This is a genomic window from Nocardioides sp. 503 (genome assembly GCF_004522095.1).
Classification (GTDB): domain Bacteria; phylum Actinomycetota; class Actinomycetes; order Propionibacteriales; family Nocardioidaceae; genus Nocardioides.
In genome coordinates this window covers 140671-165486 of record NZ_SPUI01000002.1, presented here as the reverse complement: position 1 = coordinate 165486, position 24816 = coordinate 140671, and the positions used below count along the sequence as shown (strand labels likewise).

The window sequence follows — 24816 nt, the reverse complement described above, 5'->3', positions numbered from 1 at the left end:
GTCCCACCGCTCACGAGCGTCACATCCGTCCCACGTACCGGACACGCCGCGGCGCGGTCGGCCGAGGGTCCGGGGTGGTCGTGCGGACCCCGGTGACATGATGCGAGGCATGCCTGGAACCAACCTGACCCGGGACGAGGCCGCCACCCGCGCCGCCCTCCTGTCCGTCGAGTCCTACACCATCGACCTCGACCTCACCGTCTCCGACAAGGTCTTCGCGAGCACCACCGTGCTCCGCTTCACCTGCTCGGAGCCCGGCGCCTCGACCTTCGCCGACCTGGTCGACGCGAGCCTCCACGAGGTCACCCTCAACGGGCGCAGCCTGGACCCTGCCGAGGTCTACCACGACTCCCGCCTGACGCTGGACGGTCTCGAGGCCGACAACGAGCTGCGGGTCCGTTGCGAGCTCCCCTACAGCCACACGGGCGAGGGCCTGCACCGCTTCGTCGACCCCGCGGACGACCGGGTCTACCTCTACTCCCAGTTCGAGGTCCCCGACGCCCGCCGCGTCTACACCACCTTCGAGCAGCCCGACCTGAAGTCGACGTTCACGTTCAACGTCACCGCCCCCGAGCACTGGAAGGTCGTCTCCAACTCGCCCTCCCCCGCGCCCGAGGCACTCGGCGAGGGCAAGGCCGTCTGGCGCTTCGAGCCGACCAAGCCGATGTCGACCTACATCACCGCCCTGGTCGCCGGCGAGTACCACGAGGTCCAGCACACCTACGTCGGCAAGCACGGCGACATCCCCCTGGGCCACTACTGCCGCCAGTCCCTGGTGGAGTACCTCGACGTCGACGAGCTGGTCAAGATCACCGAGCAGGGCTTCGCGTTCTTCGAGGAGGCCTTCGACTTCCCCTACCCGTTCGGCAAGTACGACCAGCTCTACGTGCCGGAGTACAACATGGGCGCGATGGAGAACGCCGGCTGCATCACGCTGCGCGACGAGTACCTCCCCCGCAGCCGCCAGCCCCGCTCGTTCTACGAGTTCCGCTGCAGCGTGATCCTGCACGAGATGGCCCACATGTGGTTCGGCGACCTGGTGACCATGAAGTGGTGGGACGACCTGTGGCTCAACGAGTCCTTCGCCGAGTGGGCCTGCTACCACGCCGAGGTCGAGGCCACCGAGTACACCGACTCCTGGACCGGCTTCGCCAACGCCCGCAAGCAGACCGGCTACCGCCAGGACCAGCTGCCGAGCACGCACCCGATCGCGGCCGACAACCACGACCTGCAGGCGGTCGAGGTCAACTTCGACATGATCACCTACGCCAAGGGCGCCTCGGTGCTCAAGCAGCTGGTCGCGTGGGTCGGGCTCGAGGACTTCCAGGCCGGGCTGCGCCAGTACTTCAAGGACTTCGCCTACGGCAACTCCGAGTTCAAGGACCTGCTCGCCGCCCTGGAGAAGGCGTCGGGTCGCGAGCTCGGGGGCTGGGCCCAGGAGTGGCTCCAGACCGCGGGCGTCAACACGCTCGCCGCCGAGTTCGAGGTCGACGCCGAGGGCCGCTACTCCTCGCTCGCCGTGCGCCAGACCGCCCACCCCGACTGGCCCACCCTGCGTCGCCACCGCATCGGCGTCGGCCTCTACGACGAGGTCGACGGTCGCCTGGTGCGCCGCCACTACCTCGAGACCGACGTCGAGGGCGAGCTCACCCAGCTCCCCGAGCTCGTGGGCCAGCAGCAGCCCGACCTGCTGCTGCTCAACGACAGCGACCTGACCTACGCCAAGATCCGCCTCGACGAGCGCTCGCTCGCGACGGTGGTCGACGGCCTGTCCAAGCTCGACGACTCCCTCGCCCGTGCCCTGGTGTGGGGCGCCACGTGGGACATGACCCGCGACGCCGAGATGCGCGCGTCCGACTTCGTCGCGCTGGTGCTGCGCAACATCGGCGCCGAGACCGACTCGTGGGGCGTCAGCCGGATCCCGACGTACGCCGCCCAGGCCGTCAACCACTTCTCCGCACCGGCCCACCGGGCGGAGCTGCGGGCGGAGTGGGAGCGCGGCCTGCGCGAGCTGCTCGGCGCGGCCGAGGCCGGCAGCGACCACCAGCTCACGTTCGCGCGCTCCTACGCCGCCGTCGCCCACAGCGACGCGGCGATCGCCGACCTCGAGGCCCTGCTCGACGGCTCCCTCACCTTCGAGGGGCTCGCCGTCGACCAGGACCTGCGCTGGGTGCTGCTCACGTCGTTGGCCGCCTCCGGCATCGCCGGCGACGACCGCATCGACGAGGAGCTGGCGCGCGACCACACGATCTCGGGCCAGGAGCACGCCGCCGCGGCGCGCGCGGCGCGACCGGACGCCGACGCGAAGGCCACGGCCTGGGAGGCGGCGGTCACCAAGACCGACACCCCCAACGAGACGCAGCGCTCGATCATCCTGTCGTTCCAGCGGCCGGACCAGGACGAGGTGCTGGCGCCGTACGTCGAGCACTACCTCACGGCCGCCGACGACATCTGGGAGCGTCTCGGCACCCAGCGGGCGTCCACCGCGCTGGAGTTCATCTTCCCGCGCCAGCTCGCGAGCGCCGAGCTGCTGGCGCGCGTGGACGCCTGGCTGGAGTCCTCGCCGGCCAACCCGGCCGCCAAGCGCTACGTCCGTGAGGGCCGCGCCGACGTGGCGCGCGCGCTCGCGGCGCAGGAGCTCGACGCGCAGCGGTAGCCGCTAGTAGGGCGTGCAGAAGCCGAACGTCGTGGGCGTGCCCGCGACGACGGTGGCGTTGTGGCCGGCACCGACCAGCACCCAGGTGCCGGTGCCGGCCGCGAACGACTGCGGCTGGGCGTTCCACACGTTCGTCGGCTGGGCGGTGAGCCAGCGGTGGGTGGCGGTCAGCCCCGGCGTGCCGTGGTCGATCGTGGCCCGCCAGGCCACCGGGGTGGGGGACGTCGTCGAGACCGTGACGGTCGCGCAGTAGCTGTGGGTGCCCCACGCGTTGTCCACGACGGCGCTCAGGGTCGCGTCCACCAGGGCGCTGCCCCCGGTCTGGAGCGGGGCGCAGTAGGTCCAGCTCACGGGCGAGCCGGCCTTGATGTAGGCGTTGTGCGCGAGTCCCTTCGCCACCCACGTGCCCGAGGCGGCGGTGAAGGAGTGCGACTGCACGCCTGTGAGCGTCGTCGGGACCGCGGTCAGCCAGTAGGACGCGGCGCTGACGCCGGGGGTGGTCCGCTCGATCGTGCTCCGCCACGCGATCCAGTCGGTCGCGGCCGTCGAGACCGTGACGTCGGCGCAGAACTGGCCGCCGCCGGTGCTGGCCAGCGTCACCGTCGTGGTCGCCTCGGTCAGCACGGCCTGCGACGGGGGCGCGCAGAAGCTCCAGGTGACGCTGCTGCCGGCCTTGATGTAGGCGTTGTGGCTCACGCCGCGCAGGACCCACGTGCCGGTGCCCGCGTCGAAGGAGACGGTGGCCGCGTTGCTGGGCGTTCCCGGCGCCGCCAGCCAGTACGGCGTGGCCGTCAGGCCGGGGGTCGCGTGGGTGAGCGTGGCCTGCCAGCGGACCCAGTCCATGGCGGTGGTCGAGACCGTGACGTCGGCGCAGTACGTGGTGCCGCTGAAGCTGGTGACGGTCGCGGCGACAGTGGCCTCCGCGACCCCGAGGGTCTCGGTGGCCGCGCAGTAGCTCCAGGTCACGGGAGAGCCGGCCTTGACGAAGCCGTTGTGCGCGACGCCGCCGACCACCCAGGTCCCGGTGCCCGCCGTGAACGACGCGGTCGCGGCGTTGCTGGGCATGGGCGCGGAGGTCAGCCAGTAGGCCTGGCTGGTCAGCCCCGGCGTGGTGTGCGAGATCGTCGTCTGCCAGCGCACCCACTCGGTCGCGGCGGTCGTGACCGTGACGCTCACGCAGTACGACGCCTGGCTGAAGCTCGTCACCGTGGCCGTCGAGGTCGTGGTCCCCAGCGGGGCCGCGGTGTCGAGCGGCGCGCACCAGCCGAAGGTCCGGTCGGTCCCGGCGCGGACGTACTCGGTGTCGGCGGCGCCGCGCACCTGCCAGGTGCCGGTGGCGGCGGTGAAGCCGACCGACGCGAGCCCGTAGCTGCTGGCGGGCACGGCCGTCAGCCAGTACGACGGGTTCGTCAGGCCGGGCGTCGTGCGGTCGATGGTCGCGCTCCAGCGCACCCAGTGCGTCGAGGCGGTGGACACGGTCGCCGTCACGCAGACCTGCGTGGCCTGTGCGTCGACGCTGACCGAGAGGGTGGCCGGCGTCAGGCTCGGCACCGAGCGAGCGGCGCAGTACTGGAACTGGGTGCCGGCCCCGGGCGCCAGGACGGCGTTGTAGGGGGCGCCGGTGACCTCCCAGGCCGTCGGCGCGAAGGACACCGTCGTGACCCCGGAGGACTGGGAGATGGAGCCGGCCCGCTCGGCGGAGACGTCGATGGTCGTGTGCCACGCCACCGACTGGGTCGAGACGTTGGTGACGGTGACCGTGGCGCAGTACTCCAGCGGCTGGTCGGAGGTGAGCTGCTGGACGACGGTGACCGGGCTCGGCGTCAGGTCGGCCGCGGCCGCGGTCGCCAGCAGGCCGTCGCTGAGCACGCCCCCGAGCGTGGCCGCCGTCCCTGTGGGCACCGCCACCACGGCGACGAGGACGGCGAAGCCGAGCGCCCGTCGTCGGGTGAGTGCCGGGCCGGACGTCTCGGCACGCCGGCGTCCGCTCCCCTCGGGTCCGGACGGACGGTCGGGACCGGGCGCACCGCCGCCACCCTTGCCCGGGCCCTCGCCCCGCCTCTTCCCCCGGTCCTTGCCCCGGCCCCCGGCGAGGACCGCGAACATCGTGAACATCCCGCAGGCCGCGGCCATCGCCAGCGGCGAGGTCACCCAGCGCAGCAGGAACGCGCCGTACGGGACGCGGGCGACGACGCGGCCCTGGACCTCGCGGTCGGTGGGTCGCCAGTGGTCGTCGCCGTCGTTGTTGTCGCCACGGGTGACGTAGGTGTCCCCCTCGCGGTCGACCACCCGGTGCACGACGAAGACCCCCGCGCCCACCTGGTCCGCCGGGACGGCGTAGACGATCGGGGTCCCGGTGTCGTAGTCGCCCGTGCGCCACGTGACCACGGCGTCGCCGGTCTCGTACGTCGGCAGCATGGAGTTGCCGGAGACCACCGTGACCCCGAGGCGGGCCCCGAACGGGTCGGGCAGCGCGACGTACAGCACGCCGAGCGTCGCGACCCATGCGAGCGCGCCGACCAGGCGGCGGGCCCGGCGCCAGAAGCGCCGGCCCCGCCGCCTGACGATGACCACCTCGGGGCTCATGTGTCGGGGCGCGCCTGACAGCCTGCCCCGAGGGGCAGGCTGCGCAGACGTCGTCTCCTAGGTGGCGATCAGCCGCTGATGACGACGGCGATCTGCTGCACGTCCTCGGCGTCGACGCCGGTGACGGCCGGAGGACCGGCGGCGGTGGTGCCGAACGTCAGCACGTGCTCGTTGCCGGCCGTGCCGAGGTCGGTGGCGTTCGGCAGCGTGCCGGTCGCCTCGCCCAGCTCGGGGTCTCCGTTCGCGCCGCCGAGCGTGACCGCCACGGCCTGGGTGGCGCAGTCGACGTCGATGCCGCCAAGCGTGATGCTGCTGACCTCGTAGACGCCGGTCGAGGCGACGTACGAGGTGTCGTACTCGACGGTGATGCCGTCGGTGTCGCAGCTGGCGACGACGGACGTGTCCGCGCCGAGGTCGTCGGAGCTGATGCCTCCGATGGTCGCTGCCGATCCCACGACCGCGGCGAACGCGGTGGTGCCGGCAGCCAGTGCCAGCACGAGCTGCTTGCTCATGTAGTTCTCCCCTGTGTGTGACGGTGTCCCTGATGGACGGGGAGGAGCAGTGCGAGCGCGCGCAGATACGCGCCCCGTACCCGGAGCGCTCCCCCTGAATTCGCCGGCCTGGTCCCCACACCAGTTCCGACGGCAGGCAGTGAAGCACGCCACTGGCCCCCGTGACGGGCCTGTGGGCCGATCGTGGGGGTCCTGTGGGAGAACCGTTTCTCAGAGGAGTCGTTAGCCCGCGTGCAGGGTGTCGGGCGACCGCGCGTGGTCGGCCAGCAGCTGGACGCCACGGCGCAGCCCACCCACGAGGTCACCCGCCGCGAAGTCGGTCTGCATCGCCAGCACCGCCAGCTCGACCTCGGCGTCCGAGAGCGTGCGCCGGACGTAGCCGCCGGTCACGACCTCGAGGGCGCGCTGCTCGGGGTCGACCATCACCAGGATGCTCCGCGCCGGCGCGACGAGGGAGTTGTGCAGGCTGGTCGCGAACTGTCGGGGGTCACCGCTGGCGGCGCCCACGAAGACCGAGATCTCCGCGCGGCAGAGCCGCTCGGCCTTGCGGATCGTCTCGTCGAGCGCCACCCTCTCGGCGCTGCTGAACGGGTCACCAGCGGCCACTGGCGCCACCGGCTTCCGAACGCTCGCCGTCGGGTGCCGCGAGCTCGCCCGCGCTGCGCCGCGGCCCGCCCAGCCACTGGTTCTCGACCAGCGGCGCTCCCGGCGCGAGCCGCTCGCCGCGGACCAGCGCAGGGAGGTAGACGGCCGTCAGGATGACGAGGAAGAGCAGGAGCGGGACGCCCGCGAGGACGAGCAGGACGTGCATCATGTCGACCGGGTCGGAGTCCGGCCAGCCCTCGGAGGGCTCGGCCATGGCCGGACCCGCCAGGGCCACGGAGAGCCCGATCGACGTGAGGCCGGTCACGAGGACCAGTGCGCTGCGGCGAAGGGCAGGCGAGAGCGTGGAGATCACGGTCGACAGCCTATCGGCTCGGTTCGGTGCGCCCGCGCCGAGATGCTATGCATGGGCGCATGTTCGCCCCCGAGAGCACGGACCCGTGCGCGGCCGGAGAGCAGGTCTGCGACGCCGCCTTCGAGTGGACCGGCAGCTCGACCGCCGCCGACATCGCCGACGTGGTCATCGGCAAGCCGCTCGCCCTCACCGGACTGCTCCTCCTGGGCCTGGTCCTGAGGTGGGTCCTGCACCGCCTCGTGGACCGCGTCGTACGGCGCGCGGAGGCCGGCGTGCTGCCCGACAAGGTCGGGCGCTTCTCCATGGTCCGCAAGGGCGCCAGCCACGCCGCGTCCTCCGACCTGGTGACCGCGACCCGGCGGGTGCAGCGGGCCAAGACCATCGGCAGCCTGCTCAAGAGCATCATCACCGGCGTCCTGGTCGCGATGTTCGGCACCATGATGCTCAGCGAGCTCGGCGTCAACATCGCCCCGATCATCGCCAGCGCCGGCATCCTCGGCCTGGCGCTGGGCTTCGGCGCCCAGTCGCTGGTGAAGGACTTCCTCTCCGGCATCTTCATGATCCTCGAGGACCAGTACGGCGTGGGCGACGTGGTGGACGTCGGTGCGGCCAGCGGGACGGTCGAGGCCGTCAGCCTGCGGGTGACGCGGCTGCGCGACGTCGACGGCACCGTCTGGTACGTCCCCAACGGCGAGATCATGCGCGTGGGCAACATGAGCCAGAACTGGGCGCGCACCGTCCTCGACATCAACGTCGCCTACACCGAGGACCTCGCCCGCGTGCGCCGCGTCCTGCAGGACGTGGCGCACGACCTGTGGGAGGACGAGGACTTCAAGCACGTCGTCATCGAGGAGCCGGAGGTCTGGGGCGTCGAGCACCTCGGCATCGACGGAGTGACCGTGCGGGTGACCCTCAAGACCGCGCCCCTGGAGCAGTGGGCGGTCGCGCGCGAGATGCGCCAGCGGATCAAGGCCCGCTTCGACCACGAGGGGATCGAGATCCCGTTCCCCCAGAGGGTGGTCTGGAACCGCACGGAGCCGGCCGCCCCGGCCGAGGCCGAGGGCGGCCGGCCCTAGCGGTCACGCAGGTCCGTCAGGACGGGTGGTCGGTCAGGCCAGCGCGGCGTCGAGCGTGATCGTCGTGCCGGTGAGGGCCTGGCTCACGGGGCAGCCGGTCTTGGCGGCCTCGGCGGCGGCCACGAAGTCGTCGTTGCTCATGCCCTCGACGACGCCCCGCACGGTGAGCTTGATCCCGGTGATGCCGGTGCCCGGCGTGAGCTCCACGTCGGCGGTGGTGTCCAGCGAGGTGGGCGGCGTGCCGGCCTTGGCCAGCCCGTTGGACAGCGCCATCGAGAAGCACGACGAGTGGGCCGCCGCGATGAGCTCCTCGGGGCTGGTCTTGCCGTTGGCCTGCTCGGCCCGCGAGGGCCACGAGACGTCGTAGGCGCCGACGCCGGAGGACTCGAGCGTGACCTTCCCGGCGCCCTCGAAGAGGCTGCCTTCCCAGTGCGTCGTTGCGGTGCGCGTCGTTGCCATGTGTGGATCGCTCCCCATAGTCGGTGGGCGTGCTCGGGTGGAGCAGCACGGTCCTGCCGAGTCTGGCACGGCCGCGGGGGGCGGCTGCGGCGCGCCCAGCACCCGGCCAGCACAATGGAGGGGTGACCACGTTCTACGACGAGATCGGCGGCTTCGAGACGATGCGACGCATCGTCGCGAGGTTCTACGAGGGCGTGGCCACCGACGAGGTGCTGCGGCCGCTGTACCCCGAGGAGGACCTCGGTCCCGCCGAGGAGCGCTTCCTGCTCTTCCTGGTCCAGTACTGGGGCGGGCCCACGACCTACTCCGACCAGCGTGGCCACCCGCGGCTGCGCATGCGGCACGCGCCCTTCAAGGTCGACCCGGAGGCCAAGGACCGCTGGCTGGTCCACTTCCGCGAGGGCCTGGACGCCGTCCAGCTCACTCCGGAGCAGGACGCGCAGTTCTGGGACTACGTCACGCACGCCGCGCAGTTCATGGTCAACACCTTCGACCAGCCGGGCTAGCGCCGGGTCCGCAGAAGTTTTCTCGGGACCGATGTAACGCGGCGGCCGGCCGACGACAGGTATCGGGTGACCACGACCCGTTCGGCCCGCACCCGGGCCCCGACCCGAGGAGCCCGATGACCAGCGCCCTGCCCAGCGCCACGCCGCCCAGCACCCCTCGCCGTCGTGGCTCGCCTCTGCCATGGTGGCAGCTGCTGCTCAAGCCGAGGACCCGCACCGGCGGTCTCCGGCGACGTGCCGACCCCGGCCCGAGCCGCCCACGGGACACCCCATGACTGCCACCCGCCACGCCGATCTCGGGCTGAGTGCACCGACACTCGAGCCGGAGGAGGACCTCGTCCACCGGCTCGCTGCACTCGCCGCCGCCTCCCAGGCGGCGCCCCGTGCCCGGCGATTCCTCCGGTGGCGGGTGGCACTGGCCACCGTCGGCCTGGTCGGCACGGGCGTCGGCGGCGCCTGGGCCGCCGGCTCGCTGTCGGTGCCCGGACTGCCCGACCGCTCGCGGCCGCCCGCGGTGCGACCCTCCAGTCCGGCGGTCACGCCCTCCCCCGGCAGCACCTCCCCCACCGCACCCCCTGCCACCCCGGCGGGTACTCCCAGCGCCACCCCCACGTCGGGCGGCTCGAACGGCATCGTCATCCCCCCCACGCCGTCGAGCCGCCCCGACACCACCCCACAGTCGCCCGGTCCGACGAGTGGTACCGCACCCCTTCCCGAGGGCGGTACGCATCCTGGAGCCGTCGGACCGGGCTCGGGGGCCTCCCCGAGCCCCTCGCCCAGCCACGGGAACGGACCCCCGGCCAGCCCCGGCAACGGGAACGGGAACGGCCCCCCGGCCAGCCCTGGCCACGGCAACGGGAACGGGAACGGGAACGGTCAGCCGGCCACCCCCGGCGGCAACAACAACGGCCAGGGCAACGGCCAACAGAACGGTCAGGGCGCCGAGCACGGCAACGGCGGCCAGGGCAACGGCCACGGCCACGGACCCGGTGGCATCCCGACACCCCCCGGCCAGGCCGACCTCGAGGACGGGAGCGGCTAGCCCCGGGTGCCTCACGACGACGACCAGATGACCCGGGCGAAGACTGGTGACCCGGACGCCTGGCGGGAGCTCTACCGAGCTCACGCCGGGCGTCTCGTCGTGTGGTTGGGCACCCGCGCCCACGGGGACACCGCCGTGGCTCCCGAGGACGTCGCGGCCGAGGCGTGGCTGGTGGCGGCGCAGAAGGTCGCCGACTTCACCGGCACCTCCGAGCAGTTCGCCGGCTGGCTCTTCGGGATCGCCCGCAACCTCGCGGCCACCCACCACCGCCGCAGCGTCCGGCGCCGCACCGACCCCGGGCTCCCGGAGACCCTCGAGCTGCCGGCGTCGGACGCTGTCGGGGAGGCCGACGGCCGCGACTGGGTACGCCGAGCGCTCGGCCAGCTGCCGCCGCGCGAGCGGGACGTCGTCGCCTGCATCGACGGGGTCGGCCTCGACGTGTCCGCCACCGCGGAGGCTCTCGGGATCTCTGCGGTGGCGGTGCGGGTCGCCCACCACCGCGGGCTGCGCCGGCTTCGGGCTGTGGCTCCCGCGGAGGATCAGTCGGTGGCGGCCGCGAGCAGCCGCTCGCGGTAGGCCGGGTCCGGGGCGATCGCCCGACCCGAAGCGTCGACGAACACCATCGTCACGCGGGCGCGCGACAGCAGCACGTCCCCGTCGCAGATCTCCGACTCGATGGTCATGGAGCGCTCGCCGACGCGGACGACGCGTGACCAGCAGTCGTAGGGGTCGGGGCGGAAGAGGATGGGGACGCGGTAGTCGACGTCGGTCTGGGCGACGACCATGCGGAGCTCGGCCAGGTCCTCGGTGTCGCGGAACAGGCCGGTGTGCAGGCGGATGCGCGCCTCCTGGAAGTACTCGAAGTACTTCACGTTGTTGACGTGGCCGTAGACGTCGACGTCGGAGAACCGTACGTGCACGGGGTGGTGCACGGCGCCCTCGCGGCGGAGGGGCTGCAGCGGGGCGGGCCGCGCCCGCTCGGAGGGCTCCAGGAAGAGCGCGAGCGTCGCGCGCTCCTCGGGCGTGATCCGGCGCGGCCGCTCGCTGGCGAAGACGTAGGGCGTGAGCACGGTCGAGGCGCGGACGTAGACCTGCCGCCCGGACGGCTGGTCGGGGTCCTCGTGGAAGATCTCGTAGGCCATCGTGAACGACGCGGCCCGGATCTCGGTGACCCAGCACTCGATGCGCACCGGCCGGAAGCGCAGCCTCAGCGGGGCCAGGTAGGTGACCGCGTGCCGGACGACGACGACACCCTCCGCCAGGTCCGCGGCCCGGGACCCCGGGCTGTGGATGCGGAGCATGTCGACGCGCGCCTCTTGCAGGTAGTCGACGTAGACCACGTTGTTGACGTGCCCCTGGAGGTCCAGGTCGGCCCAGCGCATGGGGCAGTCGTAGACGTGGCGCATCCCTCGATGCTGCCAGACGGGAGGCTCCGGCGTGCCGACGCGGTCGGCGCGTGGATCAGTGGTGCAGCGCGGGGCGGCCGTAGTAGCCGCGGATCGTCTCGTGGCGGGCGAGGCGGACCGGGCGGTGGGCGCGGACGAAGTCGGTGACGCCGACGACGGTGAGGGCGAGCACGACGAGGGTCAGGGCCGCGAAGGCGACGACCCACGGGGTGATGTTGAGGAGCTCGAAGGTCATGACGACCATCCTTTCTACAGGCGTAGTTTCTACTTGTGTAGAAACCTACACCTGTAGAAAACCGCCCGCAAGGCCGGATAGTGTGGGCTCCGCCACTGGCACCGAACCGGAAGAACCCATGGACATCTCCTCGCTCAGCCCGCGCCGCCGCGCGATCCTCGACGCCTCCTTGCGGGTGCTGGTCGAGCAAGGGCTGCGCGGCCTCACGCACCGGGCCGTGGACCGGGCCGCCGACCTGCCGGAGGGCAGCACATCGGCCTACCTGCGCACCCGGCGGGCGCTGCAGCTGGCCCTGGCGGAGTACGTCGTCGGCCGCGTCGCCGCCGACGTCGACGTCGTGCTGCAGGAGATGGCGAGCTGCTCGCCCGAGGACCCCCGCACGATCGAGCTGGTGCTGGGCCTGTTCGCGGGCTGGCTCGGCGAGCAGGACCTGGCGCTGGCCAAGGTCGAGCTCACCATGGAGGCCGCCCGCGACCCTGAGCTGGCCGCCCTGCTGGCCCGCGACCGCGACCGCGTGGTCGACGTCGTCGCCGAGACCCTCACGGGACACGGCGTGGACCAGGCCCACGACCGCGCGCAGACGATGATGGCGTCCTTCGACGGGATCCTGCTCTCGGCGCTGCTGCGGCCCGAGCCCGAGCGCGACGACCTCCTGCGACGGGCGCTGCCCCTGGCGATGCACGCCCTCGGCGCGGACCAGCGGTCACTGCTGCCCTGACCACCTCACGGTGTGCGCAACGCCACGGCCGGCGCCACCGGAACCTGTTCTAGTCTGGCCACCACTTCCTGAGATCGGAGATCCACCCATGCCCGAGGCAGTCATCGTTTCCGTGGCGCGCTCGCCCATCGGCCGCGCCAACAAGGGGTCGCTCACCCAGCTGCGCCCCGACGACCTGGCGGCGACCATCGTCGCGACGGCGCTCGACAAGATCCCGGCGCTGGACCGCACCACGGTCGACGACCTCTACCTCGGCTGCGGGCTGCCCGGCGGCGAGTCCGGCAACAACATGGCGCGCGTCGTCAACGTCCTCAACGGCATGGACACGGTGCCCGGCGCCACCACCACCCGCTACTGCGCGTCGTCGGTCCAGACCACGCGCATGGCCTTCCACGCGATCAAGGCCGGCGAGGGCGACGTCTTCGTCTCGGCCGGCGTCGAGACGGTGTCGCGCTTCGCGAAGGGCACCTCCGACCACTGGCCCGACACCCACAACCACGCCTTCGACGACGCCAAGGCGCGCACCTCCGCCACGGCCGAGGGCGACGGCAGCACCACCCCGGGCTGGCACGACCCCCGCGAGGACGGTCAGGTCCCCGACGTCTACATCGCCATGGGCCAGACCGCGGAGAACGTCGCCAAGCTGCGCGGCCTGTCGCGCCAGGAGCTCGACGAGTTCGCCGTGCGCTCGCAGAACCTCGCCGAGAAGGCCGTCGACAACGGCTTCTGGGCCCGGGAGATCACCCCGGTCACCACCCCGGACGGCACCGTCGTCAGCGTGGACGACGGACCGCGCGCCGGCGTCACCTACGACGGCATCAAGGACCTCAAGCCGGTCTTCCGCCCCGACGGGGTCGTCACGGCGGGCAACTGCTGCGCGCTCAACGACGGCGCGGCCGCCGTGGTGATCATGTCCGACACCCGCGCCGCCGAGCTGGGCCTCGAGCCCCTGGCGCGCATCGTGTCGACCGGGGTCAGCGGCCTGTCCCCCGAGATCATGGGGCTCGGGCCCGTGGAGGCGACCAAGAACGCCCTGCGCTACGCCGGCATGAGCATCGGCGACATCGACCTGGTCGAGATCAACGAGGCGTTCGCCGCCCAGGTGGTGCCGTCCTACCAGGACCTCGGCATCGACATCGACCGCCTCAACGTCAACGGCGGCGCCATCGCGGTCGGGCACCCGTTCGGCATGACCGGCGCCCGCCTGCAGAACACGATGGTCAACTCCCTCGACTGGCACGACAAGACCACCGGCCTGATCACCATGTGCGTCGGTGGCGGCCAGGGCATGGCCCTGATCCTCGAGCGCCTCTGAGCGGCCTCGCGGGCCGGGCGGCCTAGGATCGTCGGCGTGACCGACATCGGCGGGCCGGCCCGCGAGACGCAGTGGCTGGACGAGGCCCAGCAGCGCTCCTGGCGCGCGCTGGTCCTCGGCTCGACGCTGCTGATGGACCGGTTGGACGACGACCTGCGCCGTCGCCACGACATCTCCCTGGCGGAGTACGAGATCCTGGTTCGCCTGTCCGAGAACGGCGGGCGGCTGCGCATGGCGCAGCTCGCCGACGCCCTCGCCCACAGCCGCAGCCGGGTCACCCACACCATCAAGCGGATGGAGCGGACCCAGCTCGTCGAGCGCATGAACTCCGCCGAGGACGGCCGCGGCGTCGTCGCCCGGCTGACCGACCGGGGCCGGCTGCTGCTCGAGAACAGCGCGGCCACCCATGTCAACGGCGTGCGGGACCACCTGGTCGACCTCGTCGGCGACGACGACTTCGCGGCCCTGGGCCGCGTGATGAACGCCGTGACCGACCACCTGATCGCGGCTCATCCCGAGATGGAGATGCGCCAGCCCGCGACCGACGACGCCTAGAAGAGCAGGTGCTGGCGCAGGTCCCCGGTCTGCTCGACCACCATCGTGCGGTCGCCGAACCACCACGCGCCGTCGAGGCGGTGGAACGTGTCGAGGTAGCGCCCCGTGATGACGACCTGGAGCGGCAGCGAGGCGGTGGCCTGGAGCACGCAGAAGCTCGACCGGCAGGTGGCGGTGCCGGCGTACTCGTCCACGTCGATGATCGCGTTGGTCGTGAGGTGCTTGGTGCGCGGCGTGCCGGTGTCCTCGTAGCGTCGCGTCGAGCGCTCGTAGAGCTCGCGCACCCGGTCCCGGCCGGCGAAGACCGTCTCGGGAGGCCCGTCGGGCCTGCCGAGGATCCGGCCGTGCGCGAAGAGGTCCCCCACCCCGGCGAAGTCACCGGCGTCGATCCGCTCGGCGTAGGTGTAGAGCAGGTTCTCGATCAGGCGGGCGCTGTCGGTCATGCGCGCAGCCTAGGAGCCCGCGACGGCCTCCCGCGGTAAGAGGGTGATCTAGGTCACAGCGCGTACCGTGGGGAGCACTCATCGCATGCTGGCTCCCTCAGCCACCCCCACATGCAGAGCCCTCACGAGAGCTGGCCCGCATGTCCCCCACACGCAGCACCTCACCCACCCCTGCCCGGAGGAGGCGGTCGGCCCTGCGTCACGGCGCCGCCGCCTCGCTGACGATGTCCGCCGCGGGCCTGCTGGTCGCGGGCTTCGCGCTCAGCGGCGCCGCACCGGCGTACGCAGCCACCGCGATCGAGCTCGGCGACGCCGAGTCGTTCGCCGTGCTGGCCGCGAGCAAGATCGAGAACGTCGGCGGCTCCGTGGTGTCCGGCAACGTCGGCATCACCGGAGTCGACTTCACCGGTTTCCCTCCGGGCGTCATCAACGACGGGGTCCCCTACGTCACCACCCCCGAGGCCGCAGCCGCCGAGGTGGACTTCGGCCTCGCCTACGTGGCGGCCGCCGGCGCGCCCGCCGACGAGGACCTCACCGGCACCGACCTCGGCGGACTGACGCTCGAGCCCGGCGTCTACGAGGACACCTCGACGATGCAGCTGACCGGCGAGCTGGTGCTCGACGGCGGGGCGAACGACGTCTGGATCTTCCAGGCCGGCTCCAGCCTGACCACTGCTCCCGGGGCGCGGGTCACGCTGGTCAACGGCGCCCGCGCCTGCAACGTCTTCTGGCAGGTCACCAGCTCGGCGACCCTGGACTCGGGCAACCAGTTCGTCGGCACGATCTTGGCCCTGGCCTCGATCACGGTCGGCTCCGGCTCCGACGTGCAGGGCCGGCTGCTCGCGGGAGCCGCGGTCTCCATGAACACCAACGACATCACGCGCCCGGCGCCCTGCGCCGCCGCAGCCACGACGGCTCCGCCCACCACGTCGGCGACCCCCGGCGACGATGACGACGACAACGGCGGCGGCGGCGGCGGCAACGGCAACGGCGGAAGCAACGGCGGAGGCAACGCCGGAGGCGAGGGCGGCAACGGCGGGGACGACGGCAGCGGCGTCGCCCGCGGACCCGTGGTCCCGGTGGGCAACCCCGACACCGGCATGACCCCGGACGAGGAGGGCGGTGGTGGGCCGGCCGTGCTCTACGGCCTCGTCGGCCTCGTGGCCCTGGGCGCGCTGCTCACCGCCCGCACCCTGCGCACCACGCGAACCCACTGACCGTGGCGGTCAGCCACCGCGCCGGACCGAGCCGGGCGGCCCGCTCGGTGCGGTGGGCCCTGCTCGGCGTCACCTCGGTCCTCGCCGTCGCCGCGGTCCTGGTCTCGACGACCCTGAGCGGCGGGACCGACGGTGCCGCCACCGCGCGGGACACGACGCCGGCGAGCAGCTCGCCCCCGGCGGCTCCGGCGCCCGCGCCGGCCTCGACCCGCGCGGCGCGGGTCGCCCCGGTGTCCGCCGCGGCCCGTCCCGAGCACCTCACGATCGCCGAGATCGGTGTGTCCACCGACCTCCTGCGGCTGGGGCTCAACCCGGATCGGACGGTGCAGGTGCCGCAGGACGCCGACCTCGCCGGCTGGTTCGACCAGGGGCCTGCGCCGGGGCGGCCCGGCTCCTCGGTGCTGCTGGGACACGTCGACTCGACCGCCGGGCCGGCGGTCTTCCACCGGCTCAAGGAGCTCCGCGCGGGGGTCACGCTCGAGGTGCGCCTCGACGACGGCTCCGTGGCCCGCTTCGAGGTCACCCGCACCGCGACGTACGACAACGAGGACTTCCCCGCGCAGGAGGTCTATGGGGGCAGCACGCGACGACGACTGCTCAACCTGGTGACGTGCGGCGGCGAGTACGACGCCGAGCGGGGAGGCTGGCAGAGCAACGTGGTGGTCTTCACCGAGCTCGTCGGCGTCACACGGGCCTGAGCGAGCCGGTCAGCGGCGCGGCAGCAGCATGACCTGCTCGGTCCCGCTCACGGCCTCCACGCTCTCGAGGCGGCCCCCGAGGCCCTCGACCAGGTGCCGCGCCTCGCGCACCTCGTCGTCCTCGGCGCCGCCGCGTCGCTCGCCCCGGACGACGACGCGCAGGTGGCCGCGCGGGTCGCCCTCGAACACCAGCCGGGTGTCCCCGACGCCGTGGCGCACCCGGTCGTGCAGGAGCAGGTCGAGCACCTGCTCCACCGGGCCCGGGGTGAAGGCCAGCTCGAGGTCGCCCTCCACGGCCGCGGTGAGCACCCGGTCACGCTTGTCGAGCTCGTCGGACCAGCGCTGCGCCAGCGACGTCGCGAGCTCCTCGAGCGGCACCTGGTGACCGCCGATCAGCCCGCGCCGCGACAGGTCGACGAGGTCGCCCGCGACCACCGTCACCTCGTCGACCGCCTCCATGCAGTGCTCGGCCGCCGCCCGGGTGGCGGGAGGGAGGTCCTCGTCGAGGGTCATCTCCTCCAGCTGGAGGCGCAGCCCGGTGAGCGGGGTGCGCAGCACGTGCGAGGCGTGGGTGGCGAACTCCTGCTCGCGCTCCATGCGGTCGCGCATGGTGACCGCGCTCGAGCGCAGCGCGTCGGCGATGGCGCGCGCCTCCGGCACCTTGCTGTCGGGCAGGTCGAGGTCGAAGCGCCCGCGGCCGAGCGCGCTCGCGGCCACCGCGAGCTTCTGGAACGGCGCGGACAGCGAGCGGGAGATCGCGAAGCCCACCAGCGCCGACACCACGCCGGTGACCCCGAGCAGGGCCAGGACCGACCAGGAGTCGCGCGCCCAGAGGTTCTTGATGACGCCGGCGGACTGGCGCACGGTGACGTTGCCGCCGCCGTCCAGGCTGATCGTCGAGGAGATGCCGCCCTCCCCCGCCTCGTAGTCGGCGCCCGTGGCGACCACCGGCCGGCCGTCCGTGGGGGCGAACTCGACCTCGGTGTCGGGGCCGACGAAGCGGGCCAGCATCGCCGCGTCGACGGGGCGCGTGAGCGTGTCGTCCTCGACCACGGCCGCCAGGCTGGAGGCCTCGCGGTGCAGGTGCTCGGCCTCGCGCTCGCGCAGCAGGCCGTCCAGGGTCACGGCGCGCACGACCCCGGCGACGAAGATCATCGACAGGGTGACGACGAGGAAGGCGAGGGTGAGCCGTCTACGCATCGGGCGGGCTGCCCTCGAGGCGGAAACCCACCCCCCGGACAGCGACCACGCGCTCCGACACCCCGACACCCTCGAGCTTCTGCCGCAGGCGGCCGATCGTCACGTCCAGCGTCTTGGTCGAGCCGTACCAGTTCTCGTCCCACACGTCGGCCATCAGGGTCCCCCGGGAGACCACCTTGTCGCGATGGGCGGCGAGGATGTTGAGGACGTCGAACTCCTTGCCGGTCAGCGGGACCTCGTCGTCCCCGGCGTAGACGCGGCGGGCCGCCACGTCGATGCGCAGCGCACCGTCGTCGGCCTGCTCGCGGCCCGTGGCGCCGGTGGTACGCCGGATCAGCGCCCGGACCCGGGCCTGCAGCTCCGCGAGCCCGAAGGGCTTGGCGAGGTAGTCGTCGGCGCCGTAGTCGAGACCCACGACGCGGTCCAGCTCGCCGGCGCGCGCGGTCACGATCATGATCGCCCCGGTGAAGTCGGCGTCACGCGCCTGGCGGCATACCTCGAGACCGTCGATGTCGGGCAGGCCGAGGTCGAGGATGACCACGTCGGTCGGGCGCGAGGCGAGCTCGTCGAGGGCCTTCTGCCCGCTGTCGACCCACAGGACGTCGTAACCCTCTCGCTCCAGGGTGCGAACGAGGGGGATCGCGATGTCCTCCTCGTCCTCGACGACCAGCACTCGATGAGCCACAGTCGTGCATCATAGGGGCTCACGGCGGGCCCCACCCCAGGATCGGCTCACCGGGCGGCGCCAGGGTTCGTCGGGGTCGTCGCCGCAGCACGTCTCGGAGCACGAGGACGCCCAGCAGGGCGCCGGGCACGAGCAGTGCCCACCAGGCCTCGCGCTGGATCGAGCCGACGAACGGCCAGCCGGCGTACGGGACGGCGACGACGACGCGAGGCAGGGAGGCGTCGCCGACGGGCACCAGCCAGGGGTCGGGATCGGCCAGCGCGTCGCCCTGGGTCTGCAGGACACCCCCCTCGATCAGGACGATCCGTCGGGTGACCAGCTCGTCCACGTCGGCGGAGCGCGGCGGGCGGTAGGTGATGACGTCCCCGACCTCCAGGTCGCTGACGGGGACGACGCGCTCCAGCACCACCGACCCGCGGTCGATGCCGCCGTCCATGGCGCTCGTCGAGATGACGTAGCGCTCCAGGCCGAACGTGGTCGGGAGCAGCGCCAGGAGGGTGACCGGGCCGACGACGGCCAGCAGCAGGAGCGTGAGGGCACGCGCGGACATCGTGCGACGCGGTGGTGCCGGTGCGATCTCCATGACGTTCCCCTCGTCCACGCCGACGGCCGAGTACGGGACCCTCAGGACGCTACGGGGGTGCCCACCACGTGGGAGGAACGCTGCTCCCACGACGCCTCCACCGTTGGGTAACAGCGTCGGCGGGCGCTCAGGAGGCGAACAGGTCGCCGTGCTCGGCCACGCGGGCCAGGACCTCGTCGAAGCGCAGCTGGCCGAGGCCCTCGGGGTCCTCGGCGCCGGCCTCGACCTCCTCCCACGACACGGGGGCGGCGACGAAGGGCCGCTCCTTGCCACGCAGCGAGTACGGCGAGATCGTCGTCTTGGAGCCGGCGTTCTGGGACCAGTCGAGGAACACCTTGCCCGAACGCCGGGCCTTGGTCATCGTGGCCGTGACCAGCTGGGCGTGCTCGCCCTGCAGCTCCTCGGCGAGCTCCTTGGCCAGGGCGGTGGAGTCGTCGCTCGGCAGGCGCTTCGGCAGGTCGGCGTAGAGGTGCAGCCCCTTGCTGCCGCTGGTGACCGGCTTGCCCGTCAGGCCGCGGTCGGCGAGCTTGTCGCGCACCATCAGCGCCACCTGGCAGCACTCGTGCAGGCCGGCCGGCTCCCCCGGGTCGAGGTCGATGACCAGGCGGTCGGCGTGGCGGGGGCGGCCGTTGCGTCCCACCGTCCACTGGTGGACGTGGAGCTCCAGGGCGGACAGGTTGACCAGCCAGGTGAGCGTCGCCAGGTCGTCGACGATGGGGAAGGTGATCACCCCGTCGCCCTTGCCCGAGCGACTCCCGGTGGTGGGCACCGTGGCGGTTCGGACCCACGAGGGGGTGCCGGAGGGGGCGTTCTTCTCGAAGAAGCTCATGTCCTGCACGCCGTGCGGAAAGCGGATCCGGGTCACCGCGCGGTCCTGGAGGTGCGGCAGCAGGACCGGCGCGATCTGGGCGTAGTAGCTCAGCACCTCGCCCTTGGTGGTGCCGGTGCGGGGGAACAGCACCTTGTCCAGGCTGCTGATCTTGAGGGTGCGGCCCTCGACGTCCACCAGCACTTCCTGCTTGTCGTAGGTCTCCTTCTTGGGGGTCATCGGCCCACCGCGATCACCGGGTGCAGGTCGGGGTCGAGGCGCCGCAGGAGCCGGCGCAGGAACCCCCGCGGGGCGCTGACGCAGCCGGCGGTCGCGCCGCGGCCGTTGACGTGGAGGAAGATCCCCGAGCCGCGGTGGCGCACCTGTCCGGGGTTGAAGCCCACCACCACGGCGTACTCGTACTGGCGGCCGTAGTCGGTCAGCCGCTCGGAGACGTCCGGGTGGCTCGACGGCAGCCACCACCGGAAGCCACCGCGCGACTGGTGGCGGTAGCGGTTGTAGAAGTCCGAGGCGTTGTCCTGGACCCAGAAGTCGCCGCGCCGGATCCTGCGGTAGCGCAGGTCCCAGCCGTCCTCGGCCCGGTGCGTGCCGAAGGCCCAGGGCAGCGCGTAGGTGCCCAGCGGGGTGGTGCCGGTCCCCTGGCGCCGACGGCCGCCCCGCACCAGACCGCCGTAGCCGGTGCGGCCGTCGGTGGTGACCATCCGCCGCACCCACCGCTCGCCGGTCCTGGTCCAGAACGCCACCCGGGCGTGGTGACCGTGGGTGTGGTTGACCGTGACCACCTGGCGGGTCCGCGGCCCGACGCGCACCCGGACCCCGCCGAGCACGACGCGCTCGGCGGCCGCCGGCGCCGCTGCCGTGGCGGTGCCCGGCAGGGCCGTGGCCGGCGCCGGGGACGCCAGGAGGACGAGCACCAGGGCGGCGACGAGCGGCAGCCCAGCAGCTGGACGGGTCACGGGTGGGCTCCCAGGGACTCGGGGTCGAGGTCGTGGCGCACGCCCTGGTAGGACGGCTGGCGCAGCCGGTCGTAGCCGGAGCCGTGGGTGTCGACGTCGACGACCACGCGCGGCTCGACCCAGTGGGTGCCGCGAGCGTCGACGCGCGGCACCTCGTCGGCGAACGGGCTGTCGGTCCGCGCCAGCGGCGCCAGGAGCTCGGACAGCATCGCGCCGGCCTTGCCGCCGATGCCGCTGCCGACGCGACCGCGGTAGAGCAGCCCGTCGGGGGTCTGCTCCCCCACGAGCACCGCGGCCAGCCGGTCGCTCGTGCCCTCCTGCGGCCGCCAGCCGCCGATGACGTAGGAGAGCCGCTGCCGGTGGGCGAACTTCAGCCAGTGCGGCGAGCGGACCTCGAAGGTGTAGCGCGAGGAGAGCCGCTTGCTCACGATCCCCTCGAGCCCCTGCTGCCGGGTCGCGTCGTAGAGCATGGCGCCGTCGTCGTACGCCGCCGGGACCTGCCACGTGGAGCCGGCCAGGTCCAGACCACCGAGGACCTCGCGGCGGCGCTCGAGCGGCTGGTCGGTCAGGTCCCTGCCGTCGAGGCGCAGGAGGTCGAAGACCATGAACGTCGCGGGGATCTGCCGACTGAGCCGCTGGGCCGTCGTGGCGTTGCGCGTGTGCATGCGGTCCTGGAGGACCCGGAAGTCCGGGATCCCCCGCTCGTTGAGGGCAATCACCTCGCCGTCGACGAGCACGTCGCGGTCGCCGAAGGGTGCGGCGCTGATCTCGGGCCAGGCCGGGGTGACGTCGTTGGCGTTGCGGCTCCACATGCGCGTGGCACCGTCACGGGCGTCGGCGAGGATGCGCACGCCGTCCCACTTGACCTCGTGCGACCACTCGTCGCCCGACGGCACGTGGGTGCCTTTGGTGGCGAGCATGGGACGCATGACGACATCATGCCTCCCGTGGACACGACCAGCTCGACCGACGCAGGCACCTACGCGGTGATCGGCGCGGGCCCCTCGGGGCTCGCCGCGGCGCGCAACCTGCAGCGCGCCGGCATCCCCTGGACCGGCTACGAGCTGGCCTCGGGCGTCGGAGGCCTGTGGGACATCGACGGCCCGCGCAGCACCGTCTACGAGTCGGCACACCTGATCTCGTCGAAGCGGACCACGGAGTTCGCGGAGCACCCGATGGGCGACGACGTCGCCGACTACCCCTCCCACCGCGAGCTGCTGGCCTACTTCCGCGACTTCGCCAGGCGGTTCGACCTCACCTCGGGCTTCCGGTTCGAGACGGAGGTCGTGGCGGCGGCGCCGCACCCCGACGGCGGCTGGACGGTGACGGTGGAGCACGCGGGCGAGCGCATCGAGCACCGGCACGCCGGGGTGCTGGTGGCCAACGGCACGCTGAGCGAGCCGTCGGTGCCGACGTTCGCCGGGGAGTTCGACGGCGAGGTGCTGCACACCAGCGCCTACAAGAGCCCGACGGTGTTCGCCGGCAAGCGGGTGCTGATCATCGGGGCCGGCAACTCCGGCTGCGACATCGCCGTCGACGCCGTGCACCACGCGGCCTCGGTCGACCTGTCGGTGCGCCGCGGCTACTACTTCGTGCCGAAGTACCTCTTCGGCAAGCCCGCCGACACCCTCAACCAGGGCCGGCCCCTGCCCCCGCGGATCAAGCAGGCGATCGACACCCGGGTGCTGCGGATGTTCACCGGCGACCCGACGCGCTTCGGGTTCCCGGAGCCGGACTACAAGATCTATGAGTCCCACCCGATCGTGAACACCCTGGTGCTGCACCACCTGGGCCACGGCGACCTGCGGGTCCGGCCCGACGTGGAGCGGCTGGACGGCGACGGCGTGGCCTTCCGCGACGGCACCCGCTCGCCGTACGACGTGGTCGTGCTGGCCACCGGCTACCACCTGCACTACCCGTTCCTGGACCCCGCGCTGCTGCGCTGGAGCGGGCGCGGAAGCGCTCCCGACCTCTACCTCAACATCTTCACGCAGGCCGACCGCGACCTCTTCGTGCTGGGCATGATCGAGGCCTCCGGCATCGGCTGGCAGGGCCGCTACGAGCAGGCCGAGCTCGTGGCGTCCTACCTGCGCGCCCGCCGGGACCGACCCGACGCCGCCCGCGCGCTCGAGGAGCGCGTCGCCGGGCCGCGTCCCGACCTGTCCGGCGGCTACCACTACCTCGGGCTGGAGCGCATGTCCTACTACGTCAACAAGGACGCCTACCGCGCCGCGGTGCGCGCCGAGATCGAGGGGCTCGCATGACCGACGTCGACAACGTCCGGATCGTCTTCGAGGAGAGCTCGCTGACGACGCTCAAGATCGTCATCGGGCTGATCCTCTTCGGGATCGCCCTGGACACCAAGGCGGAGGACTTCGCGGCCGCGCTGCGCCGTCCTGGGGTCATCGCCATCGGCGTGATCGCGCAGTTCGTGCTGCTCCCGGCGATCACGTTCGTGCTGACGCTGGTGCTCGACCTGCGCGGCTCCGTGGCGCTGGGGCTGATCCTCGTGGCGTGCTGCCCGCCCGGCAACGTCTCCAACATCCTCACCCACCGGGCCGGCGGCGACGTGGCGCTGTCGGTGTCGATGACGGCGGTCAGCAACCTGCTGGCGATCTTCCTGATGCCGCTGAACGTCGCGTTCTGGGGCGGCCTGCACCCCACCGGCGACAAGCTGCTGGAGGAGATCGACCTCAGCGCCGTCGACATGCTCCTGGAGATCGGGCTGGTGATCGGCGTGCCTTTCGTCGCCGGCATCGCGATCGCCCGGCTGTGGCCGCGGGTCGCCGCCACCGGCCACCGCATCATCGGGCCGATCTCCTACGTCGGGCTGGCCGCGATCATCGTCATCGGCGTGGCCCGCAACTGGGACGTGTTCGTGGACTACATCGGGATCGTGCTGCTCGCGGTGTTCCTGCACGACGCGCTGTCGCTGCTGCTCGGCTACGGCATCGGCCGCGCGACGCGGCTGCCCGACGCCAGCGTGCGGGCGATGACCTTCGAGGTCGGCATCCGCAACGCCGGCCTGGGCCTGCTGCTGGTCTTCACCTACTTCGACGGCCTCGGCGGCATGGCGCTGGTCGCCGCCTGGTGGGGCATCTGGGACATCGTCGCGGGGCTCGCCGTCGCGGTCGCCTGGCGCCGGGTGCGCGGCGCCGCCCCGTCGCCGTCGTCCGGCGAGCCGGTGGCGACGCCATGACGTCGGTCCTGGTCACCGGGGGCAGCGGCTTCCTCGGCTCGTCGGTGGTGCGCGGCCTCGCCGCCGCCGGGCACGCGGTCACGAGCGCCGACCTCCGGTTGCCCGCCGAGCCGGTCGCCGGTGTCGAGCACGTCGTCCTGGACGTCACCGACGCTCGCGCCGTCGAGGCCGGGGTCGCAGCGGCCGCGCCCGAGGTCGTCGTGCACCTGGCCTCGATCGTGACCCCGGGCAAGGGCTCCTCGCGCGCCCTCGAGCGGGCCGTCGACGTGGACGGGTCGCGCAACGTCCTGGAGTCCTGCCTCGCCCACGGCGTCCGCCGGCTGGTGGTCTCCTCCAGCGGCGCCGCCTACGGCTACCACCCCGACAACGGCGCGGCCCACGGCGGCTGGCTCACCGAGGACGACCCGGTGCGCGGCAACGAGGAGTTCGCCTACAGCCACCACAAGCGGCTGGTCGAGGAGATGCTGGCGACCGCCCGCACCGAGCACCCGGCCCTCGAGCAGGTGGTGCTGCGCATCGGCACGATCCTCGGGGAGTCGGTCGACAACCAGATCACCGCGCTGTTCGAGCGGCCGCGGCTGCTGAGGATCCGCGGCGCGGACTCCCCCTTCGTGTTCGTGTGGGACACCGACGTCGTCGCGGTCATCGAGCGGGCCGTGACCGGCCCGGCCACCGGCGTCTTCAACGTCGCCGGCGACGGCGCGCTGACCATCGACGAGATCGCGGGGCTGCTGGGCAAGCCGACGCTGGTGGTCCCGGAGCCGCTGCTGCGCCTCGCCCTCGCGGTGGGCAGCCGGCTGGGCCTCACGCCGTACGGGCCGGAGCAGACGCGCTTCCTGCAGTACCGCCCGGTGCTGGACAACAGCAGGCTGAAGCGGGAGTTCGGGTACCGGCCGACGAGGACCAGCCGGGAGGCCTTCGATGAGTGGCGGGTGCGGCGCAGGTCGTAACCGCGGATACTGGTGTGACGTCAGCGACGAGA

General features: G+C 72.6%; 26 protein-coding genes. 12 read left to right on the top strand and 14 right to left on the bottom strand.

The genetic code is table 11. The annotated features are described in order from the left end of the window. Nucleotides 1-109: 109 nt before the first annotated feature. Nucleotides 110-2656 (top strand): aminopeptidase N, encoded by a 2547-nt coding sequence (gene pepN / locus E4622_RS01760; RefSeq protein WP_134738378.1) that lies wholly within the window; start codon nucleotides 110-112, stop codon nucleotides 2654-2656. Between the two features lie 3 nt (nucleotides 2657-2659). Here the strand turns inward: pepN and E4622_RS01755 are convergent, their stop codons facing one another. The 4 genes from E4622_RS01755 to E4622_RS01740 form a co-directional block, all read right to left on the bottom strand. Further along, nucleotides 2660-5242 carry a S26 family signal peptidase gene (locus tag E4622_RS01755; protein ID WP_134738377.1) on the bottom strand — a complete coding sequence of 861 codons (2583 nt, stop codon included), beginning with the start codon at nucleotides 5240-5242 and terminating at the stop codon, nucleotides 2660-2662. Between the two features lie 68 nt (nucleotides 5243-5310). Beyond that, complete coding sequence (locus E4622_RS01750; RefSeq protein WP_134738376.1) at nucleotides 5311-5754, bottom strand: hypothetical protein; 444 nt, start codon at nucleotides 5752-5754, stop codon at nucleotides 5311-5313. Between the two features lie 222 nt (nucleotides 5755-5976). After that, nucleotides 5977-6360, bottom strand: coding sequence for a DUF5130 family protein (locus E4622_RS01745; RefSeq protein WP_245155838.1), 384 nt, complete (start codon nucleotides 6358-6360; stop codon nucleotides 5977-5979). Further along, nucleotides 6347-6712 carry a hypothetical protein gene (locus E4622_RS01740; protein WP_134738374.1) on the bottom strand — a complete coding sequence of 122 codons (366 nt, stop codon included), beginning with the start codon at nucleotides 6710-6712 and terminating at the stop codon, nucleotides 6347-6349. The genes E4622_RS01745 and E4622_RS01740 overlap by 14 nt, the downstream gene beginning before the upstream one ends. Before the next feature lie 59 nt (nucleotides 6713-6771). On the opposite strand from E4622_RS01740, the gene E4622_RS01735 reads away from it, so the two are divergent. Then, complete coding sequence (locus E4622_RS01735) at nucleotides 6772-7788, top strand: mechanosensitive ion channel family protein (RefSeq protein ID WP_134738373.1); 1017 nt, start codon at nucleotides 6772-6774, stop codon at nucleotides 7786-7788. Nucleotides 7789-7821: 33 nt separating this feature from the next. On the opposite strand, the gene E4622_RS01730 is transcribed toward E4622_RS01735, so the two are convergent. Then, nucleotides 7822-8247 (bottom strand): OsmC family protein, encoded by a 426-nt coding sequence (locus E4622_RS01730; RefSeq protein ID WP_134738372.1) that lies wholly within the window; start codon nucleotides 8245-8247, stop codon nucleotides 7822-7824. Between the two features lie 122 nt (nucleotides 8248-8369). On the opposite strand from E4622_RS01730, the gene E4622_RS01725 reads away from it, so the two are divergent. Then, a complete protein-coding gene (locus E4622_RS01725) occupies nucleotides 8370-8753 on the top strand; it encodes a globin (RefSeq protein WP_134738371.1) in 384 nt (127 codons plus the stop codon). A 1069-nt stretch (nucleotides 8754-9822) separates the two neighbouring features. After that, on the top strand, nucleotides 9823-10371 hold the full coding sequence (locus E4622_RS01720) for a sigma-70 family RNA polymerase sigma factor (protein ID WP_134738370.1): 549 nt from the start codon (nucleotides 9823-9825) through the stop codon (nucleotides 10369-10371). Here E4622_RS01720 and E4622_RS01715 read toward each other — a convergent pair. Further along, the gene (locus E4622_RS01715) at nucleotides 10335-11201 is read right to left on the bottom strand and encodes a thioesterase family protein (RefSeq protein ID WP_134738369.1); all 867 of its coding nucleotides are present in this window, start codon (nucleotides 11199-11201) and stop codon (nucleotides 10335-10337) included. The genes E4622_RS01720 and E4622_RS01715 overlap by 37 nt on opposite strands. 55 nt (nucleotides 11202-11256) lie before the next feature. Next, the gene (locus E4622_RS01710; RefSeq protein ID WP_134738368.1) at nucleotides 11257-11436 is read right to left on the bottom strand and encodes a hypothetical protein; all 180 of its coding nucleotides are present in this window, start codon (nucleotides 11434-11436) and stop codon (nucleotides 11257-11259) included. A gap of 118 nt (nucleotides 11437-11554) precedes the next feature. Between E4622_RS01710 and E4622_RS01705 the strand changes: the two genes are divergently transcribed. The 3 genes from E4622_RS01705 (at nucleotide 11555) to E4622_RS01695 (ending at nucleotide 14024) form a co-directional block, all read left to right on the top strand. Further along, nucleotides 11555-12154 carry a TetR/AcrR family transcriptional regulator gene (locus tag E4622_RS01705; protein WP_134738367.1) on the top strand — a complete coding sequence of 200 codons (600 nt, stop codon included), beginning with the start codon at nucleotides 11555-11557 and terminating at the stop codon, nucleotides 12152-12154. A gap of 88 nt (nucleotides 12155-12242) precedes the next feature. Next, nucleotides 12243-13469 (top strand): acetyl-CoA C-acetyltransferase, encoded by a 1227-nt coding sequence (locus E4622_RS01700; protein ID WP_134738366.1) that lies wholly within the window; start codon nucleotides 12243-12245, stop codon nucleotides 13467-13469. 36 nt (nucleotides 13470-13505) lie between these two features. After that, entirely contained in the window at nucleotides 13506-14024 is a 519-nt protein-coding gene (locus E4622_RS01695) for a MarR family transcriptional regulator (protein WP_245155837.1), read from the top strand. On the opposite strand, the gene E4622_RS01690 is transcribed toward E4622_RS01695, so the two are convergent. Continuing rightward, nucleotides 14021-14467, bottom strand: a complete 447-nt coding sequence (locus tag E4622_RS01690; protein WP_134738365.1) for a nuclear transport factor 2 family protein — start codon at nucleotides 14465-14467, stop codon at nucleotides 14021-14023. The two genes, E4622_RS01695 and E4622_RS01690, sit on opposite strands and share 4 nt — an antisense overlap. A gap of 140 nt (nucleotides 14468-14607) precedes the next feature. Here E4622_RS01690 and E4622_RS01685 point away from each other — a divergent pair, with 140 nt between their 5' ends. Both E4622_RS01685 and E4622_RS01680 read left to right on the top strand, forming a co-directional pair. After that, complete coding sequence (locus E4622_RS01685) at nucleotides 14608-15684, top strand: ice-binding family protein (RefSeq protein ID WP_134738364.1); 1077 nt, start codon at nucleotides 14608-14610, stop codon at nucleotides 15682-15684. Nucleotides 15685-15686: 2 nt separating this feature from the next. Beyond that, nucleotides 15687-16382, top strand: coding sequence for a class F sortase (locus E4622_RS01680; protein ID WP_209021744.1), 696 nt, complete (start codon nucleotides 15687-15689; stop codon nucleotides 16380-16382). 9 nt (nucleotides 16383-16391) lie between these two features. On the opposite strand, the gene E4622_RS01675 is transcribed toward E4622_RS01680, so the two are convergent. From E4622_RS01675 to ligD (E4622_RS01650), 6 genes are all read right to left on the bottom strand, one after another. Beyond that, nucleotides 16392-17582, bottom strand: coding sequence for a histidine kinase dimerization/phospho-acceptor domain-containing protein (locus E4622_RS01675; protein WP_134738363.1), 1191 nt, complete (start codon nucleotides 17580-17582; stop codon nucleotides 16392-16394). Beyond that, complete coding sequence (locus E4622_RS01670; protein WP_245155836.1) at nucleotides 17575-18267, bottom strand: response regulator transcription factor; 693 nt, start codon at nucleotides 18265-18267, stop codon at nucleotides 17575-17577. Before E4622_RS01670 ends, E4622_RS01675 begins: the two co-directional genes overlap by 8 nt. Nucleotides 18268-18286: 19 nt before the next feature. Further along, nucleotides 18287-18850, bottom strand: coding sequence for a signal peptidase I (locus E4622_RS01665; RefSeq protein WP_134738362.1), 564 nt, complete (start codon nucleotides 18848-18850; stop codon nucleotides 18287-18289). A 127-nt stretch (nucleotides 18851-18977) separates the two neighbouring features. After that, nucleotides 18978-19898: a non-homologous end-joining DNA ligase gene (gene ligD, locus E4622_RS01660; protein WP_134738361.1), complete on the bottom strand. Its 921-nt coding sequence runs from the start codon at nucleotides 19896-19898 to the stop codon at nucleotides 18978-18980. Next, the gene (locus E4622_RS01655) at nucleotides 19895-20635 is read right to left on the bottom strand and encodes a L,D-transpeptidase family protein (RefSeq protein ID WP_245155835.1); all 741 of its coding nucleotides are present in this window, start codon (nucleotides 20633-20635) and stop codon (nucleotides 19895-19897) included. The genes ligD (E4622_RS01660) and E4622_RS01655 overlap by 4 nt, the downstream gene beginning before the upstream one ends. Further along, on the bottom strand, nucleotides 20632-21564 hold the full coding sequence (gene ligD, locus E4622_RS01650) for a non-homologous end-joining DNA ligase (protein WP_134738360.1): 933 nt from the start codon (nucleotides 21562-21564) through the stop codon (nucleotides 20632-20634). The genes E4622_RS01655 and ligD (E4622_RS01650) overlap by 4 nt, the downstream gene beginning before the upstream one ends. Before the next feature lie 18 nt (nucleotides 21565-21582). Between ligD (E4622_RS01650) and E4622_RS01645 the strand changes: the two genes are divergently transcribed. From E4622_RS01645 to E4622_RS01635, 3 genes are read left to right on the top strand one after another with little or no spacing between them, the layout of a single operon-like run. Next, nucleotides 21583-22899 carry an NAD(P)-binding domain-containing protein gene (locus E4622_RS01645; RefSeq protein ID WP_209021743.1) on the top strand — a complete coding sequence of 439 codons (1317 nt, stop codon included), beginning with the start codon at nucleotides 21583-21585 and terminating at the stop codon, nucleotides 22897-22899. After that, nucleotides 22896-23834 (top strand): bile acid:sodium symporter family protein, encoded by a 939-nt coding sequence (locus E4622_RS01640; protein WP_134738358.1) that lies wholly within the window; start codon nucleotides 22896-22898, stop codon nucleotides 23832-23834. The genes E4622_RS01645 and E4622_RS01640 overlap by 4 nt, the downstream gene beginning before the upstream one ends. Next, on the top strand, nucleotides 23831-24784 hold the full coding sequence (locus E4622_RS01635) for an SDR family oxidoreductase (protein WP_134738357.1): 954 nt from the start codon (nucleotides 23831-23833) through the stop codon (nucleotides 24782-24784). The genes E4622_RS01640 and E4622_RS01635 overlap by 4 nt, the downstream gene beginning before the upstream one ends. Nucleotides 24785-24816: the final 32 nt, after the last annotated feature.